Source organism: Rhizobium sp. 05L429 (assembly GCF_056397645.1).
Genome location: NZ_JBFTNV010000017.1, coordinates 48,124 through 65,251 on the forward strand (window position 1 = coordinate 48,124; position 17,128 = coordinate 65,251).

The 17,128-nt window shown below is 59.4% G+C and carries 17 protein-coding genes; 9 read left to right on the top strand and 8 right to left on the bottom strand.

Translation table 11 applies throughout. The features are described 5' to 3' along the window. Positions 1 to 150: 150 nt before the first annotated feature. Complete coding sequence (locus AC1DNW_RS18780; protein WP_477854076.1) at positions 151 to 357, top strand: carboxylesterase family protein; 207 nt, start codon at positions 151 to 153, stop codon at positions 355 to 357. A gap of 242 nt (positions 358 to 599) precedes the next feature. Here the strand turns inward: AC1DNW_RS18780 and AC1DNW_RS18785 are convergent, their stop codons facing one another. The 6 genes from AC1DNW_RS18785 to AC1DNW_RS18810 form a co-directional block, all read right to left on the bottom strand. Then, positions 600 to 1,445, bottom strand: a complete 846-nt coding sequence (locus AC1DNW_RS18785; RefSeq protein ID WP_113309018.1) for a carbohydrate ABC transporter permease — start codon at positions 1,443 to 1,445, stop codon at positions 600 to 602. A 6-nt stretch (positions 1,446 to 1,451) separates the two neighbouring features. Further along, a complete protein-coding gene (locus AC1DNW_RS18790) occupies positions 1,452 to 2,369 on the bottom strand; it encodes a carbohydrate ABC transporter permease (RefSeq protein WP_477854077.1) in 918 nt (305 codons plus the stop codon). A 124-nt stretch (positions 2,370 to 2,493) separates the two neighbouring features. Beyond that, entirely contained in the window at positions 2,494 to 3,747 is a 1,254-nt protein-coding gene (locus tag AC1DNW_RS18795; protein ID WP_113301368.1) for an ABC transporter substrate-binding protein, read from the bottom strand. Positions 3,748 to 4,329: 582 nt separating this feature from the next. Next, positions 4,330 to 5,475 (bottom strand): ABC transporter ATP-binding protein, encoded by a 1,146-nt coding sequence (locus tag AC1DNW_RS18800; protein ID WP_113309015.1) that lies wholly within the window; start codon positions 5,473 to 5,475, stop codon positions 4,330 to 4,332. Between the two features lie 134 nt (positions 5,476 to 5,609). Next, complete coding sequence (locus AC1DNW_RS18805; protein WP_477854020.1) at positions 5,610 to 6,548, bottom strand: PfkB family carbohydrate kinase; 939 nt, start codon at positions 6,546 to 6,548, stop codon at positions 5,610 to 5,612. A 3-nt stretch (positions 6,549 to 6,551) separates the two neighbouring features. After that, the gene (locus tag AC1DNW_RS18810; protein ID WP_477854021.1) at positions 6,552 to 7,352 is read right to left on the bottom strand and encodes an aldolase; all 801 of its coding nucleotides are present in this window, start codon (positions 7,350 to 7,352) and stop codon (positions 6,552 to 6,554) included. 234 nt (positions 7,353 to 7,586) lie between these two features. Here AC1DNW_RS18810 and AC1DNW_RS18815 point away from each other — a divergent pair, with 234 nt between their 5' ends. Together AC1DNW_RS18815 and AC1DNW_RS18820 are read left to right on the top strand one after the other, a co-directional pair. Then, entirely contained in the window at positions 7,587 to 8,348 is a 762-nt protein-coding gene (locus tag AC1DNW_RS18815) for a DeoR/GlpR family DNA-binding transcription regulator (RefSeq protein WP_037123396.1), read from the top strand. A 160-nt stretch (positions 8,349 to 8,508) separates the two neighbouring features. Further along, positions 8,509 to 9,543: a LacI family DNA-binding transcriptional regulator gene (locus AC1DNW_RS18820; RefSeq protein ID WP_477854022.1), complete on the top strand. Its 1,035-nt coding sequence runs from the start codon at positions 8,509 to 8,511 to the stop codon at positions 9,541 to 9,543. On the opposite strand, the gene AC1DNW_RS18825 is transcribed toward AC1DNW_RS18820, so the two are convergent. Beyond that, on the bottom strand, positions 9,531 to 10,484 hold the full coding sequence (locus tag AC1DNW_RS18825; protein WP_477832188.1) for an alpha/beta hydrolase: 954 nt from the start codon (positions 10,482 to 10,484) through the stop codon (positions 9,531 to 9,533). The genes AC1DNW_RS18820 and AC1DNW_RS18825 overlap by 13 nt on opposite strands. Positions 10,485 to 10,493: 9 nt before the next feature. Beyond that, a complete protein-coding gene (locus tag AC1DNW_RS18830) occupies positions 10,494 to 11,642 on the bottom strand; it encodes a Gfo/Idh/MocA family protein (protein ID WP_477854023.1) in 1,149 nt (382 codons plus the stop codon). Positions 11,643 to 11,895: 253 nt separating this feature from the next. Between AC1DNW_RS18830 and AC1DNW_RS18835 the strand changes: the two genes are divergently transcribed. From AC1DNW_RS18835 to AC1DNW_RS18860, 6 genes are read left to right on the top strand one after another with little or no spacing between them, the layout of a single operon-like run. Next, positions 11,896 to 12,717 carry a sugar phosphate isomerase/epimerase family protein gene (locus tag AC1DNW_RS18835; RefSeq protein ID WP_477854024.1) on the top strand — a complete coding sequence of 274 codons (822 nt, stop codon included), beginning with the start codon at positions 11,896 to 11,898 and terminating at the stop codon, positions 12,715 to 12,717. Positions 12,718 to 12,726: 9 nt separating this feature from the next. After that, on the top strand, positions 12,727 to 13,803 hold the full coding sequence (locus tag AC1DNW_RS18840; protein ID WP_477854025.1) for a Gfo/Idh/MocA family protein: 1,077 nt from the start codon (positions 12,727 to 12,729) through the stop codon (positions 13,801 to 13,803). Continuing rightward, entirely contained in the window at positions 13,803 to 14,624 is an 822-nt protein-coding gene (locus AC1DNW_RS18845; RefSeq protein WP_477854026.1) for a sugar phosphate isomerase/epimerase family protein, read from the top strand. The genes AC1DNW_RS18840 and AC1DNW_RS18845 overlap by 1 nt, the downstream gene beginning before the upstream one ends. Then, positions 14,621 to 15,454 (top strand): alpha/beta fold hydrolase, encoded by an 834-nt coding sequence (locus tag AC1DNW_RS18850; protein WP_477854027.1) that lies wholly within the window; start codon positions 14,621 to 14,623, stop codon positions 15,452 to 15,454. The genes AC1DNW_RS18845 and AC1DNW_RS18850 overlap by 4 nt, the downstream gene beginning before the upstream one ends. Next, a complete protein-coding gene (locus tag AC1DNW_RS18855; RefSeq protein WP_477854028.1) occupies positions 15,451 to 16,170 on the top strand; it encodes a ribulose-phosphate 3-epimerase in 720 nt (239 codons plus the stop codon). Before AC1DNW_RS18850 ends, AC1DNW_RS18855 begins: the two co-directional genes overlap by 4 nt. Continuing rightward, a complete protein-coding gene (locus tag AC1DNW_RS18860; protein ID WP_477854029.1) occupies positions 16,170 to 17,114 on the top strand; it encodes an ROK family protein in 945 nt (314 codons plus the stop codon). Before AC1DNW_RS18855 ends, AC1DNW_RS18860 begins: the two co-directional genes overlap by 1 nt. The last annotated feature ends 14 nt before the right edge of the window (positions 17,115 to 17,128 follow it).

The window sequence follows — 17,128 nt, forward strand, 5'->3', positions numbered from 1 at the left end:
CGGAGCTCGACTTGTCATGCCCCGCGGCGACGCGGCTCGGCCCTAAAACGAGCAGCACCACAACTGAAATATTAGTGCTTCTAAAATTTTTGTGAAGCTTTTTTTGAGAAATCGTCATGCCTTGGGGATATTGCAGTGAAGCAAGGCCAGGTGCGAAGCACCACCGATGGAAATGTGACCACCTTTAAGGCTATTCCAATTGCTACGCCGCCCGGGGGCGATCTGCGGTGGCGGGCACCTGCCGCGGCGGCGTCATGGGGACGGGATGAGGAACGCCAGACGCGCGAGGCCGCCTCGCCTTCGTCTCAATGCTGTCTTTTTGAAGGCCAGCGAAATGCTGCCCTCGTCCCATCTTGATGTCGAGTTTCTTGTGGCTCGCCTGCGCGTGTCACCAGTTCTCCAAAACTGTGCCGCCCGAAAGTCTCCGAGCGCGACACGCGGATAGGCTTCTCACGTGTCGACCTGGTGCGAAGCCATGGAGTGGCCGCGATAATCAAGTGAACACGGAACGGGTCTCACATATCTGGCTTCACCCGCGAGCGGCTCTATTTTCCAAAACGCAAACGCCGCCGCCGCCCGCTAAACGATCATTCGCCTGCTCAGCTCTTCACCGACCCGGCTGCCATGCCTGCGAGGAAGTAGCGTTGAGCAATCAGATACAGGATCAAAAGCGGGAGCGATCCCAGCACGCTCATCGCCATCATCTCGTTCCATTCGAACGCATGCTGGCCCATCAGCAACTCGATACCGATGGGAACAGTCCGCATGTCCATCGACTTCGTCAAAGTCAGCGCAAAGAGGAATTCGTTCCATGCCAGCAGAAATGTGTAGACCGCGGTCGCGACGATACCGGGCACCGACAGCGGGATGATCACACGCCACAGCGCCGTCCAGCTTGACCCGCCATCGACAAGTACGGCCTCATCGAGCTCCCTCGGCAGGGTATTGAGATAGCCGGTCATCAGAAGGATCGCATAAGGCAGGGTGAAGACCATGTAGGTCAAAATCAGCGCAAAATAGGTGTTGAAAATACCGAAGGCGACGACCATGCCGAAATAGGGGATCAAAAGCGTGATCGGCGGAACGGTCTGCGTGCTGATGATGAACACGTTCAGCGTTTTCTTGAGCCGGAATGAATACCGGCTGAAAGCATAGGCCGTCAGGATGGCGATCAGCACCGTCAGAACCGTTACCACTCCCGCGACGAGATAGCTGTTGAGAAAGAAGCGAACTTTCGTCGGGTCGTTGAAGATCGAAAGATAGGCGACGTTGGTGAATTGCTCGGGCAGCAGCCGCGGCGGCAGGGCAAAGATCTCGGTGTTTGACTTCAAGGATGTGAAGAACATCCACAGGATCGGAAAGCCCGCGAAGACCAGACCGACCGCCAGCCCGAGATATGTCAGGAGGGTCGGTACTATGGTGCGACTGAGAGAGCGTTTTGCCATTGCCGGTCACCTGGCCTTCTGATGTTTGATGTAGAAGTACGTGGCGCCCATCGAGATGATCAGAATGAAGATTGCGCTCGCCGACGCGCGCGAAAATTCATAACTCGAAAACGCAAGCTTGTAGGTGTAGGTGCTGAGCACCTCGGTCGCGTAGATCGGACCGCCTCCCGTCGTCATCCACACAAGGGGGAAGACCTGCATCGTCCAGATGAAATCAAGCAAGGCAATGCTGATGATGATCGGCATCAGTTGCGGGATCGTGATGTAGCGGAATTTCTGGAACTCGTTGGCGCCGTCAATGCCAGCTGCCTCGTAGAGATCCTTGGGTATGCCCTGAAGGCCAGCGAGAAGGCTGACCATATAGAGCGGATATCCCGCCCAGATATTCGCAAAGGTCAGCGCATGCAGCGCGGTTTTCGTCGAAGAAAACCACTCGACCTTGAAGTCAATGATATGGAGCGTCATCAGGATGCTGTTGACCACGCCATTTGGGTCCAGGAGCAGCCGCCAGATGATGGCGATGATCACCGCCGTGAAGAGCCAGGGCAAAATGTAGAGAACCCGCAGGATGCTTCTGATCAACGGATCGACACGCTGGCTGTTGAGCAGAAGGGCGAAGGCCAGACCGAYCAGGAGATGGAAGATGACGCTCATCACCGTGAAATAGAGTGTCTGCCCGACCGACTGCCAGAAAACCGGATCTCTGAAGATCGTCACATAGTTCTGCAAACCGACGAAGGACGCGTCCTTTTTAGTGATCGCACCGTCCATGAGCGAATAGCGCAGGACAGTGATCATGGGAAACAGCATCAGGAGACAGAACAGAAACGTCGCTGGGGCAACATAGAAGTAGGGAACCAGCCTCTTTCTTGTTTTGTAAGACAGCATGCCACGCTTGCGTATTTTCGCTTGCGTCCGGATCATAGTTTCTGTGGCGAGGCTCATGAGATGTGATTTTCCGCCTGGTCGTGAAATCTATCAATTCGTCCTGATGTAGTGGCAGCGCAATAAACTCTATCGCGCTGCCGACGATTGGTCGGTGGGGTGCTTACTTGTTAAACTCGACCAACCATTGCTTCTGCGTATTGGCAGCCGCGTCCTTTGCGGTTTGCTGACCGTCGAACATCTTTTGAACTTCGACGTTCATCTGGCGCATGAGATCTTCGGCCACCGGCAGTCCGACGAATTCGTTGGCGAGCTTCCCGCTTTGGAATATCTTGAAGGCTTCTTCAAACAGCGGGTCGGACTTGGAGAAATCCGGTTTGGCGTTGATATTGCCCGGGAAGGCATTGGCGATCGACACGAGGCGGCTGTTCACTTCCGGGCTCATCAGATATTCGACGAGCTTCCAGGCTTCCGCCTTGTGCTCGCTTTTGTCGCTGATGCCGATACCCCAGGAAGCATAGGGAAGCCCGCGCTTGCCGGTATAGCCGTCGACGGCTGGAAGGGCGGAGATGCCGAACTTGAGATTGGGGTTTCGCTGGCGAATGAGATTGATGTGGGCCAACGAGTCGATCATCATGCCGACACGCCCGTTGACGAATTCTTCGACCTTGTCCTGCTCCTTCTTGGCAAAAATACCAGGTGAGATGACGCCGGCATCCTGCAGCGACTTGATGTATTCAAGCGTGCCGACAACGGAGGCGTTTTCCAGGTCGGGCTTGCCATCCTTCAGCATGGATGCTCCGGATGCCCAAACCCAGGACATCACGTCATTCTGGATGCCGCCGGGATTTTGCAGCGAAAGCGGTAGCACCCAACCGTATTGGTTCTTGTCCGCATTGGTCATCTTCTTGGCGGCATCGGCGAATTCGGTGCGGTTTGTCGGCAGCTTTTCGACGCCGGCCGCCTTTGCCAGATCGAGGTTTACGAAAACAGGGTAGACGAACGAGGCAAGCGGGAACATGACGCTTTGCCCGTTGACCTTGATGATGTCGGCGATCTGGCTCTGATCATATTTGGCGTCAGCCATCAGGCTGTCCATCGAGGCGATTGCTCCCTGCTTCGCCAAGCCGTTGACCCATGCGCCGTCCAGGCCGACCACATCGCTGAGTGTCCCCGACGCTGCGCCGACAACAATCTGATCATGGGTAGCGGAATAGGGACCGCTGACGAGCGTCACCTTGATGCCGGGGTTTTTGGCTTCAAAGTCATCCATGATGCTTCGCAGAGCACCGGCGGGCATTTCCGGCTCCCACCACTGGATGAACTCGAGATTGGTCTGAGCAAAGGCGCACGTGGCGCATAGTGCCCAGGCGGCCACGGCCGACTGAGCCGCCACGATAAATCTTCTGACGTTCATGTTTCCCTCCCTGAAAACGATATTTCGTTCGATCCTCCCGATCGAGACCAAAGTAGGTTCCTTTAGGGGTCTGGCTGTCAATGAAGAACTGCAATCGGCAAAAGCAAGCAGGCGGCAAAGACCGGAAAAATCAACGTAAGTCATTGATTAATTGTGGTTTTATCCATGGATTTCGAGCTGCTTTTTTCTGCTCCGCATATTTCTCGTGTCGCATTTTTTCTTTACTTTCGTAAACAAATGAAAGCCGTTCCGCTCAAAGGAAAACAAATGAAAGGCTTGCGGATCGAAGAGAAGCGGGGTTCGGATCGGTCGTGGCGCCTGTCGATATCGCACCTAAAATGCGTTCAACCAACGGCCAGGTGTGCTCGGATTATCAACGAACACCGGAAGGACCCACCTCCGCAGCGAGCTTAAAGGCTGCGGGACGGTGTGACATCCCACGCTCTCGCGCGATGAACTTATCGGCGAACGCTTCTGAGCAACGGAACAAGCATCCCTTTGCGCTACGCAGGTCGACCGAAGGATGGAAGGGAAAGCTAAGAGCCTGATCCCACCAACCAGCTCCGCTATTTGCGGATCATGCTAGATTGCCAGATGCGTCTGGGGATCGAAGAAGTGCAACTTGGCCACATCGATCGCCAGGTTGATCATTGCGCCCGGCTGGGCTGTACTGATGGATTCGAACTTCGCCACGGCGTTTGCCGCGCCGCTCAGATCCTCGACGGCATCGGGGTCACCGGAATCGATCCGCACCGCTTCGATCTTCAGATGGACGATCAGTTCGGAGCCCAGTTCCTCGATCGATTTTACAAGACCCGGGATCGTCGCGTAGCGCGATCCCGATTCCAGACCGCTGTCGTAAAGGTCTTCCGGGCGAATGCCGAAGATGATCGTCTTGCCTTCGAACGCCGCCAGACCAGGAGACTGCTCGAATGCGCTCGCCGCGACCGGTATGGAAAAGGTGGGCAGATCGATCCTGCCGTTCTGCAGGCGGCCTTCGAACAGGTTCATGGACGGCGACCCGATGAAACCCGCAACGAAGGCATTGACCGGTCGGCTGTACAATATCTTTGGCGTGTCGACCTGTTGAAGGACGCCGCCCTTCAAGACCGCAACCCGGTCACCCATGGTCAAGGCTTCGGTCTGATCGTGCGTCACATAAATCGTCGTCACGCCCAGCTGTCTCTGCAGGCTGACGATTTCGGCGCGCATTTGCACGCGCAGCTTGGCATCGAGGTTAGACAGGGGCTCGTCCATGAGAAAGGCCGCCGGTTCGCGCACCATGGCGCGTCCCATGGCGACCCGCTGACGTTGGCCGCCGGAGAGCGCTGCCGGTTTGCTGTCGAGCAGCGTATGCAGCTGAAGGGTCTTGGCTATTTCGTGGACCCGCTTCGTGCGTTCGGCCTTGCTCTTCCCCGCAAGTTTCATCGAGAAGGCAATGTTGTCGAACACCGTCATATGCGGATAGAGCGCATAGCTCTGAAACACCATCGCTATGTCCCGGTCCTTCGGCGCGAGATCCTCGACATTCTCTCCACCGATGCTCAGGGTCCCGCTGCTGATCTCCTCCAGCCCGGCAATCATGCGTAATGCCGTCGATTTTCCGCATCCCGAAGGGCCGACAAGGATGAGGAACTCGCCATCATTTATCGTCAGGCTAAGATCTTTGATCGCGTGGAATTTGGTTCCAAAGGTCTTGCAAATCTTGTCCAGCACAACAACAGCCACTGCACTTCCTCCCTCGTATCATTGTCATCCAATCCTCAGGGGGACAGCCCTCCCGGCGCCGCCTTCAGATCGAACTCAAACAGTCATTTGCGCAGCGCCAATCCGATCGTCCAGGGCACCAGAGTGATGAACTCTCAGTCCGGCGACGCAATCGGTCTGGGCACGGGCGCATTTTCCTCAGCCATCCAGGCGAGACAGGTGCTTTGATCCGGCAGAGCCATGCGGCCGCCCGGGCCGGTCACAGAGATCGCGGCTGCCGCAGTTGCGTAGACGGCGCAGGCGACAGGCTGCTTTCCCTGTGTCAGCGCAAAGGCATAAGCGCCGTGGAAGCAATCTCCGGCGCCTGTCGTGTCGACCGCTTTGACCTCGTAGGCCGGAACATGCCACAAAACGGMATCTCCCGTCTGCCTGATATAAGACCCTCGCTCACCGTCAGTCAGAACGACTGCGGTGCGGTCGTCAGACCAAAGCTTGTGCAGGATCACCGTCGGATCGGTTTCGCAAGAATAAGTCTGCGCGAATTTCAACGGCAATACCAGATGGTTGGACAGGCTCATCAATCGTCCGGTCGCAGGCCCGATCGTCCATTCAATGTCTGCCACCACTGCCAGGCCCAGCATGCGGGCGCGCGCAACGATCGTATCTGCGTGAGTGGCATAGCCGTCGATCAACAGCACCTGGGCTTGTGCAAGAGTTCTGTCGGTCAGCGCGTCTGAGGTTCCGTGCGGCACATCATCGTCATAGGCAATAAACCTGTCGCCTTCGGGTCCGACCGTGATCACCGACCGTATTGGCCTGGCGTCGGGACGGCGCGGCGCAAAGGATATATCGACCCCGTGCCGTTCAAGTTCGCGGGCGCTGACATCGGTGAGAGGATGATCGCTCAGCCAGCCGATGAAACCAGCCCGTCCCCCCAGCCTTGCGACCGCAACAAGGGCTGTCGCGACATTGCCGCCGTGGTCCTGGGTGCGATTTGTCACCTTTCCCTTACCGGCACTCAGCGGTCGGTCGACATAGATGATATCGTCGATCGCGAGAGCCCCGAAGCCCAGAACCTGAAGGTTATTTATCACCTGTCAACCGCCCGCGGCAGCGAGCGCCTMTTGCGGCGCCATACCGCTGTGAATGACAAGCTTGAAGGCGCGCGCCGCCATCGTCGTATCGCCGTGACCCCAAAGGTTTCGCCCCACCACGGCACCCTTCGCCCCTGCACGCAAGGCATCGGCGGTCTGGGTCAGAGCCCCGAGCAGATTTTCCGTTTTCGGGCCGCCCGCGATAACGACGGGAACCGGGCAGGTGGCGACGGTTTCCCGGAAAGAGTCGAAGTCCCCGGTGTACCCGACCTTGATCACGTCAACGCCGGTCTCGAACCCGATCCGTACGGCATAGGCGATTTCGTCGGGGGTGAAGACGATCTTGCCGCCGTTTGAATAGTCGCGGGGATAGACATGCGCAACGACCGGCATTTCAAAGCGAGCCGCGGCGTTGACGGTATCGGTGAGCCAGCGAATGTATTCGCCTTCGGTATTGCCGCGCACCGGAATGGCGACGGCAAGAGCATCTGCACCGTATCGTACCGCATCCTCAGGGGTCGCGATCAACTGACGAATTCGGTCGTCGGGCGTAAAGCAACCGGCTTGAATGACCAATGCGGCCTTGCCTGCATAGGCGGGCCACAAGTGGCGCGCAGCACCAGGCTGAATGCTGATATAGTCCGGCTCTCCGGCCATCACCCGCTTAAGAGCGCCCGGCAGATCCGCGAGACCACCCTCACGGACATTGCCATAGCCAACGAAGTGGTCGACGGCGCCACCGAACAAATGCCCTGACGGATGTGAAAACAGCCGTGACAGGCGAATTTTGGTTCCAAGGCCCATATCGATGCTGTCCCTTTACCAGTTTGATTTCGTGTTGAGAAACACTAACTCGAAAATAAACGAATGTTCAATATTTCGATTTCTTTCGTTTTCATTTAAGATGGCTAGAACGCGCGCTAGGTTCCCATCGACACTGCCTTTCCTCGCGCCTTTTGAGTTAAAGTGGTTGTCGCGTATTTTCGAATTTCGAAACCTCGGCACCCTCGCTTATATGAAAGGAATTCGAGGTCACACATGCTGGCGGAACAACGGCGACATCAGATCATGCTGGAACTTCAGCGGACCGGCCAGGCGCGCACCAGCCAGCTGGCGGAAAACTTCGGCGTCTCCGAGGTGACCATCCGATCCGACCTGGAAATTCTGGATGCCAAGAAGCAGCTCATCAAGACGCATGGTGGCGCGATCGCATTGCCGGCCAGCTCTCCCGCGGCAGCCTTCGAAGAACGGATGAACCGAAATTTCGACGCCAAACGACGCATCGCGCAGATGGCGGCACGCCAGATCATCGACAACCAATCCGTTGTGTTCGACAGCGGCTCGACGCTGCTACAGGTCGCCATGCAAATGCCCCCGGTCAATAACGTCGTGGTGGCCACAACCGCCATGAACATCGCGCAGCATCTGATGTATCGGCCGGGGCTGGATGTGCACATGATTGGCGGCCGGGTCTTTCCGAGCACCGTCAGCACGATCGTGTCGGATTCAGACAAGGCCGTGGGCGGTCTCGTCGCCCATCAGGCGTTCCTCAGCGCTCATGCCATCGATCACGCATTCGACGTCGTCGACGTCTCGGAAGACATAGCGCGCACCAAACGTAATCTGGTCCGCATGGCGAGACGCGTGATCCTCGTGGCGGATTCCAGCAAGTGGGATATTGGTGCCTCGTCCAAGGCATTTTCGCTTTCACGGGTCGATCTGATCATCACCGACACTGGCATGCCGCATGGGATTCGCAGTCGGCTGGACAAGCTGGGGGTCGAGGTGCGCTACGTGTAGGGCGGCGGCGGTTGCGCCGCTGTTTGTGCTTGTGTAACAAAAAATTTTGCGCATGCGACATTGTCAGGCTAGAAACGCAATTCGAAAGCCCTCACACTGACCGCCTTTGCGATATCGGCTGACGCAGACGAGCCTTGGCGCAGTGCAACCAGAATTGCCAATGGACAAGATGACGATCAAAACCATGGACGATTTCGCCCGGTCCTGCGGCGTTTCCCGTCCAACGCTTTCGCGGTATTTCGATAGCCCGAGCAGTGTAAAGCCGGGGACGCGCAAACGCATCGAGGACGCGCTGTCGGMATCGGACTACCGTCCCAATCTCTATGCGCGCAACCTTAATCGCAAGAGGACACGTAACGTCGGCATTCTCGTGCCCGTCATTACAGATCCATTCTATGCCGAAATGGTCAATCGTCTCGAGTTGCGCGTCCGTGATGAGGGTTACTGGCCAATCGTCATCTCGTCCCACGGCTTGCCGGATCTCGAAGCCGAGGCTGTCAACACACTCCTGTCCCTGAAGGCAGCCGGCGCGATCATCGCCCCGCTGGGTCTCACTTCCGAGCCGGGCATCTTCGAAAAACTCCGAGAGAGCATCCCCATTGTCTACTTCGATACGTTCATCGAAGGCGACACGCCCTTCATTGGCAATAACAACGCCCAAAGCGTTGCGACGATCGTCGACTATCTCTGCCGATCGGGCGAGCCGCCTGCATATTTCGACATTCCGCATGTCAATCACAATTCCGGGGAGCGGCTGGCAAGCTATATCGCCACGATGGAGTCGCTCGGTTTCGAACCGGTCGTGTTTGGCGCCACCGAGAGCTACGGCTGGGATTTCGAACGTATGGGATATGAGCAGACCGATGCAATGATCGCGGCTGGAACGCTGCCGGGCAGGACAATCCTCTGCGCGAACGATCGCCTCGCCTTCGGCGCGATGGCCGCCGCCCATTCTCGCGGCCTTCGCGTCGGCCGCAGGAGCGATAGCGATCTTCGCATCGCCGCCCATGACGACCATCCCCTCAGCCGCTATACCTGCCCGCCACTGACGACGATGKCGCAAGACTTCACCGCCATGGCACGCAGCAGTGTCGACACACTGCTTTCGATGCTGGACGAAGACAATGACACCACGCAGGTCGTTGCACGAAGGATCATCCTCGACGGTACATTGGTGATGCGTCAGTCGGCGTGATTGAGGAGGCTGCGCCATCCGGCAACCGCCTCTTCCACCGCCCGCCGCGCCGCCGGAATGTGCCGCCCCATGGAAACGAAACCATGGATCTGGTCCTGCCAACGCCGAGGGATTACAGGGACACCCGCCTCTGCAAGCCGGCGGGCATAGGCGTCGCCCTCGTCTGCGAGGATATCATGGCCGGCAATCGCGACGAAGGCCGGTGGCACACCCGCGATATTTCCGACGCGCAGGGGGGAAACGCGCCAATCAGCAATATCAGCCGCATCGCGGACGTAATGATCCCGGAACCAGCGCATCGTCGAGGTCGTCAACCCGTATCCTTCGGAAAACCTGACATAGCTGTCGGCCGTCTGTCCGGCATCGGTGTTGGGATAGAGCAGAAGCTGCGCAGAAATTTTCCGCGCGACGCCATCCCGCGAGAGAAGTGACAGGACAGCGGCCAGATTGCCGCCGGCGCTATCGCCCGCGACCGCGATCCGATCCGGATCGATACCGAACGCGCGTGCCTGCTCCACCACATAGGCAAGGGCCGATACGCAATCTTCCAAACCCGCCGGGAACTTGTGCTCGGGGGCCAGCCGATAGTCGGGGCAAAATACGATACAGGCGCCGATATTTGCAAACCACCGGCAGATCTCGTCGTGGGATTCAAGCGTGCCGACGACCCAGCCGCCGCCGTGAAGGTAGAGAAGTGCCGGCGCATCCGCGTCTGGAGCACCCACACCGCGATAGATCCTGAGCGGGATCGGGCCGCCTGCCCCGGCGATCGTTCTGTCCTCGATGGCAGCGACCGGCTCGCGATCACCCTGCAATGTCGGGCAACCCGCGTCATAGGCAGCGCGCGCCTCGTCTGCTGTGCCGCGCTCAAAGGGTGGCTGCTTTGCGGCGCGACCGAGCGCCAGGACATGCGCGGCGCCGGGATCCAATCGATCTTTCATCGCTTCACCTCAAGCAAGCAGGCTGCGGGCTTCATCTTCGCCGAGCAGCGGCGGTTGCGCAACTGTGCCCGCAATCGTAACCGCGCTCCTGATCTCGCTGGATGCCAGGGTCGCTTCCATGATCTCGAGCACGTGAAGCGCCAAATCGCCGGAAGCGCGCGGCGCCCTGCCCTCGCCAAGCGCGCGGACGAGATCGGCAACGCCCAGCATACGATAGTTGGCGCGGTCGGGAGCGCTATACGGCCAGTTCGGGGCGCCATACAGATCGCCTTCACTTTCGAAATTCTTCCATTCGGCGCCGCGCTCGGAAAGCGAGACCGTTCCGCCGAACGTATCGGGATCGGGCAAGCGCAACGAACCTTCTGTGCCGTGCAACTCGATCGGATGATTGGAGTGCCGGAAGACGTCCCACGACGCACCGAAATTCACCGTCGCGCCCGACTGAAACTCAAGAAGCGAGAGCACGTTGGTCGGCGTCCCCACCTTGAACGTCGTGTTCTTGAAGGGGCCATCAGCCGTGATCAGCCGTTCTTCCTGGCCTTTCGTCGCCATCGCCATGACGCTTTTCACCGGGCCGAGCAGATTGACGAGCATCGTCAGATAGTAGGGCCCCATGTCAAAGAGTGGGCCACCACCGGGTTGATAGTAGAATTGCGGATTGGGGTGCCAATGCTCCATGCCACGGCCAAACATGAAGGCAGTGCCGCTGACCGGGCGGCCGATCGCACCTGCATCCATCAGGCCTCGTGCACGCCGGCCAGCGGCGCCGAGGAATGTATCGGGAGCCGAACCTAACAGAAGACCGCGACCTCCGGCTTCCGCCACTAGCTTGCGGCCCTCGGTGGCCGACGTCGCGAGCGGCTTTTCAGTGAAGACGTGCTTGCCCGCGGAAAGCGCCGACATCGTCACGTCGAAATGGACGGCCGGGATGGTGAGGTTCAGGACAAGGTCGATTTCGGGGTCGGCCAAGAGCGCATCGACCTCCATGGCCCGGATGCCATATTCCTTCGCCCTCAGTGCCGAAATATCGGATGAGATGTCGGCACAGGCTCTCAATTCGACTCCGGCAAACAGGGCGGCGTTGCGCAGGTAGGTCATCGAGATATTGCCGCAGCCGATCACGCCGATGCCCAGCCTGGTTCCCAGATATACTTTCATGAATTGGCCTCCCCACCAATTTCACAGATGTTTCGCCCATCCTCGATGGGCTTGCTACCGCGACAATCGCTATAGAACATTTTATTTCTTGACGCGCGATAAATTTTTATAAAACATACGGAAATAGCAATCCGACCGTCACACGCGGCTCGCCAGGGGATGTCGCCACTTCACCATCATGCCAAAAGCGCGGTCATACCGGTCCAGCGGCATATAAACGAAGGTCTACCCAGGTCGAGGTCAAGGAATGGGCATGAGTATCAAAGACCTGAAAGTCGGCTGCCAGACATTCACCTGGGAAATGCTCGGGAGAAACTGGAATGGCGGCCCGGACGATCTGCTGGAAGCCATTGCAGAAGGCGGTTACGCGGGCATCGAGATTACCGACACGATGATCGGCCACTACGCAGATAGTCCCGATAATTTCGCCGCGAGCCTGAAGAAACATGGCCTGACGCTCGCGTCTTTCGCAATGGGCTCGAAAAGCGGCTTTACCGTCAGGCAAGAGATCGAGAGCGACCTCAGGACCACACAGCGCTGGATCGATTTCGCGGCCACCTTTTCCGGCGCACTCGTTTCGATCGGCTCGGCGACGGTTGTTTCCGAGGGGCCGCGGGCGGAAAAATTCGAAATCGCCGCGGAGTTCTACAATCGGGCTGGCGAATTGGGCAAGGCTTCGGGCGTGCATATCGCTGTGCATCCGAGCTCGCACCACAATACGCTGCTGTTCGACCGCGCCGATTATGACCGGATCTTCTCGCTCATCGACAAGAACCTCGTCGGCTGGGTGCCCGATACCGGCCATATCCTGCGCGGCCATGCGGATATTCTCGATACGCTCCGGACCTATCAGGACCGCATCCGCTATCTCCATCTCAAGGACGTGGATGCGAACGGCAAGTGGGCCATTCTTGGCAAGGGGATCTGCGATACGCCTGCCGTGATCGACATCGTTGCCGCTGCGCCGMGCTTCAATGGCTGGCTGGTCCTGGAAGAGGAATCAGACACGGCCGCTGCCGACCCTGCGACTGCCGTGAAGACGAACCGCGAAACGATGCGCCGGTACGGCGCCTGAGGAAGAGACATGATCCGTAAGGAAGACCGGCGGCTGCGTGTGGGCGTTCTCGGCTGCGGGCCGATCGCACAGTTCGCCCATCTCGAATCCTGCGTGAAGGCCGGGAATGCCGACCTCTATGCCATTTGTGACGCAGCACCCGACCTGCTTGCGCGCATGGGCGCGACATACGAACCTCGGAAGATGTATGCCGATTATGACGCGATGCTCGCCGATCCAGAGCTCGAAGCCGTCATCATCGCCACGTCGGACGCCTATCACGTGCCGATGTCGGTCAAGGCGCTCGATGCAGGAAAGCACGTGCTCTGCGAGAAGCCTACCGGTGTGACGATCGAGGAGGGCCAGGCGCTCGCCGACGCCGTTAAGCGCTCCGGCAAGGTGCTGCAGGTGGGTCATATGAAGCGTTTCGACCCTGCGTTGGAGGCTGCCCGGGATTTTGTCCGCGACGATATCGGCGAGATCTTCGCGCTGAAGGCCTGGTACTGCGACTCCACCCACCGCTACACCAATACCGATGCGGTTCAGCCGCTACCGATCACCAGCAAGTTCGCCAGAAAACCCGCAGGAAATCCCAAGGCTGACCTGCGCCAGTATTTCATGCTGGCGCATGGCTCGCATCTCGTCGATACCGCCCGTTTCCTGTGTGGCGAGATCGTCGCGGTGCGAGCCCGCCTTCTCGAGCGTGCCGGCGCCTATTGCTGGTTCGTGGAAACCGAGTTCGCCAATGGCGCGCTCGGTCATCTCGATCTGACGGTCGCGGTCCGCATGGACTGGCATGAGGGCTTCCAGCTCTATGGCGAAAACGGTTCGGTGATCGCTAAGACCTTCAATCCCTGGTACCTCAGGGCGAGCGAGGTCGAGATCTTCCACGAAAAGGACACGACCACGCGCAAGCCACTAGGCGCCGACGGGCACTTCTTCCGCCGGCAACTGGAAGGGCTTGCCGATACCGTGCTGAACGGCGCGCCGATGCGCGGCGCCGATATAGAGGACGGCATCGCCTCCATCCGCGCCATGGTCGCCATCGCCCGGTCGGTCGAAACGGGCGAACGTGTCGAACTCGCAACCGTCACAGGATCGGTCTGATGCAGCTTGGCATCTTTGCAAAGACCTTCCCCGGCACCGATCCTCGGCAGGTGCTCTCCGCCGTGCGTGACAGTGGATTTGCGACGACTCAGTTCAATTTCGCCTGCGTCGGTCTGCCATCGATGCCGGACGCAGTGGCGCCGGAAACGATTACCGCGATCCGGGCGGCATCTGAAGAGACCGGCGTTTCACTCGCGGCACTTTCAGGCACCTATAACATGGCCCATCCGGACAAATCCGTGCGGGAAAGGGGGCTCAAACAGCTTGGGGTGGTGATTGAAACGGCAGCGGCCCTGCAGATTCCGCTGGTGACGCTCTGCACCGGCAGCCGCCATGCCCAAGACCAATGGATGCATCATCCGGACAATGCGCTTCCGTCCGCCTGGGCCGATATGGCGGCCGAAATGGAAAAAGCGCTGGAATTCGCCGAGCGGCACGACATCGATCTCGGCATTGAGCCGGAACAGGCAAACATCGTCACCTCCGCTGTTGATGCGGTGCGGCTGATCGGAGAGATGGGGTCGAGGCGCCTGCGCATCGTGCTCGATCCGGCAAACCTCTTCGAGCAGGCGACACCGGCCGAAGTGTCCGACATCGTCGACAGGGCGATCGATATCTCGGCCGGGTACGTGACGATGGCCCATGCGAAAGATCGTTATGCCGATGGCCGCTTCACGACAGCAGGTCAAGGTATCGTCGATTTCCCTGCCTTCATCGACGGCCTGCGCGTGACCGGTTTCGACGGTACGCTCGTCACGCACGGTCTTGCGGCAGAAGAAGCACCCGCCGTCGCCAGATTTCTTTCGGATCTGATCCGATGAAGACCCACGTCGCCTTCAGACGAGACGATACCGACCTTTCAGTTTACGACTGCGGAACAGGCAAAGCCTTGCTCTTTCAACACGGGCTAGGAGGCAATGAGGCGCAGGTCGCACAGGTCATCCCCGAAGGGCTCGACTGGCGGCGGATCACGACTGAGTGCCGCGGGCATGGGAGCTCAACGCTCGGCACGCGACGCCCCTTCTCGATTGCGATGTTTGCAGCCGACGTCATCGCCGCGGCGGACGAAAAGGGAATAGACCGGTTCATCGCCGGCGGCATCTCCATGGGCGCAGCCATCGCGCTGCATCTGGCAAAAACCCATCCCGAGCGTGTCACGGGTCTCATTCTGGTCCGTCCAGCCTGGTCGTTTGCCCGCGCGCCTGACAACCTCGCACCGATCCGCGAAATCGCGGACTTGCTGAGATCCCATCMGCCTGCCGAAGGCCAGGCACTTTTTGCCGGGTCGGCGACGGCGGAACGTCTGCGCGTGGAAGCGCCGGACAATCTCGCCTCCCTGCTCGGCTATTTCAAGCGTCCTGATGCCTTTGCCTTTGCCGCCGTGCTTGATGACATCGCTTCAGATGGCACCGACGTTTCGCGAGAGGACGCGGCAAAGCTGGCTATTCCCGCGCTCGTCCTCGGCAACCGGCAGGATGCCATTCACCCCCTCGCCGTCGCACAAGTGATGGCTGATGCGCTACCCAATGCGCATTTCCTCGAAGTGCCCGCGAAGGCGGCGGATGCCGAAGCGCATTTCGCCGCGGTTCGAACGGTGATCCAGCAATTCCTCACCACAGAATTCAAACATCGGAGCGTCGCTCAGCCATGACATCGAAATCTCTCGCGAGCGGCGCCATCACCGCATTGCCCCGCCACAGGCTGCTCGGCGAGTTTTCGCTCTGGTCAGCGGATCTCGCCAATATGGAGCGCGACCTTCACCGCATCGAACCCTATGTCGATCTCCACCATATCGACGTTGCCGACGCACGCTTCACGCCCGGCTTCCTGTTCTTTCCCGATTTCGTCGCCCGCATCGCCAAGCTGACGGCAAAACCGATCCATGTGCATCTGATGGTCGAGGCCGAGATCGTCGAGGAGCAGACACGCCAGTTCATCGAGGCGGGCGCCGATCTCGTCAGTGTTCATGCGGAGAACGGTGAAGCAGGTTTGCGCGCGGTGGCGCTCGCAAAAGAGCTTGGGGCCGAAGCCGGCGTCGTTCTGCGACTGGAAACCCCGGTCGCCGAGGCAGAACCGTTCCTCGCAGAGGTCGCTTTCTTCACGCTGCTCGGGACCTCGATCGGCGTCAAGGGACAAAGCCTTTCGGACAAGGCTTGCGACCGGCTGCGCGAAGCGCGGTCGCTGATGAAGCGCGCCGGACGTGAAAAGGAGATTGTTCTCGCAGCGGACGGCGGCATCCGCGAACAGACCGTTCCACTGTTGCGGGCAGCAGGTGCCGAGACGGTCGTGCTCGGATCACTGGCGTTCGGTGACACGGATCTGCCGGGCCGTATCGCCTGGCTGCATGCGTTGGAGACCCGGCCCTGATGAGCAGGATTGCGCTTGCATTCGATCTGGGTGGAACGGAGTTGCGCGCCGCACTGGTCGGCGACGGCGGCAAATTGCTGGCCTTCGCATCCGTGCCGACGCGCGCCAGGGATGGACCGGATGCAGTCATCGCGCAGATCACGATGCTTGCGGAAAAAACCTGCTCGGAAGTTCCCGACGCCAGGCCACTCGGTATCGGCATCGGAGCGCCCGGCCCGCTTGATCCGGTCGCAGGCATTCTTACTGCACCGCCGACGCTGTCGGGCTGGCGTGAAGTCCCCCTCGCGAGCCTCCTTCAGGACCGCTTGAACCTGCCTGTCCGGTTGGAGAACGATGCAAACGCCGCCGCTCTCGGCGAATGGCGTTTCGGCGCCGGCCGCGGCGCCGCCTCGCTGGTGTTCGTCACCGTCTCCACCGGCATCGGCGGCGGGGTGATCTCCGATGGCCGGATCGTGCACGGGCGCCGCGGGCTCGCAGGCGAAATCGGCCATATGACCATCACAAGCGAGAGCGAACGATGCCTTTGCGGGGCGGTGGGCTGCTTCGAGGCGGTGGCGTCGGGGACTGCACTCGGCCGACGTGCGACGGCTCTGACAAAGCCGGGCGACGGTTCGGCGCTTCGAACACTGTCCCACGACGGTGAAGTGACGGGCCGACACGTTGTCGAGGCTGCGCGCGGCGGCGACGAAGCAGCCCTTGCGCTGATCGACAGGGAAGCCCGCTGGCTGGGCATCGGTTTTACCAATCTGCTCCATCTCTACTCGCCTGACATGATCGTCATGGGCGGTGGAATTTCCCACGGCTACGATCTCCTTCACAACCCGATCGAGGCCACCATTCAGGAGCGGGCGATGCCCGCTTATCGCGATGTGCCGGTCGTGCCCGCGCAACTCGGAAGGCATGCCGGCTTGATCGGCGCCGCAAGCCTGATCCTTCTCAATTGAGAGATTTGAACCGC

What these genes read in the sequence shown, in the direction of transcription:
- AC1DNW_RS18860 (WP_477854029.1), top strand. Translation starts at nt 16,170, where the DNA reads ATGAGCAGGATTGCGCTTGCATTCGATCTGGGTGGAACGGAGTTGCGC.
- AC1DNW_RS18815 (WP_037123396.1), top strand. Translation starts at nt 7,587, where the DNA reads ATGCTGGCGGAACAACGGCGACATCAGATCATGCTGGAACTTCAGCGG.
- AC1DNW_RS18785 (WP_113309018.1), bottom strand. Translation starts at nt 1,445, where the DNA reads ATGGCAAAACGCTCTCTCAGTCGCACCATAGTACCGACCCTCCTGACA.
- AC1DNW_RS18845 (WP_477854026.1), top strand. Translation starts at nt 13,803, where the DNA reads ATGCAGCTTGGCATCTTTGCAAAGACCTTCCCCGGCACCGATCCTCGG.
- AC1DNW_RS18795 (WP_113301368.1), bottom strand. Translation starts at nt 3,747, where the DNA reads ATGAACGTCAGAAGATTTATCGTGGCGGCTCAGTCGGCCGTGGCCGCC.
- AC1DNW_RS18840 (WP_477854025.1), top strand. Translation starts at nt 12,727, where the DNA reads ATGATCCGTAAGGAAGACCGGCGGCTGCGTGTGGGCGTTCTCGGCTGC.
- AC1DNW_RS18855 (WP_477854028.1), top strand. Translation starts at nt 15,451, where the DNA reads ATGACATCGAAATCTCTCGCGAGCGGCGCCATCACCGCATTGCCCCGC.
- AC1DNW_RS18825 (WP_477832188.1), bottom strand. Translation starts at nt 10,484, where the DNA reads ATGAAAGATCGATTGGATCCCGGCGCCGCGCATGTCCTGGCGCTCGGT.
- AC1DNW_RS18830 (WP_477854023.1), bottom strand. Translation starts at nt 11,642, where the DNA reads ATGAAAGTATATCTGGGAACCAGGCTGGGCATCGGCGTGATCGGCTGC.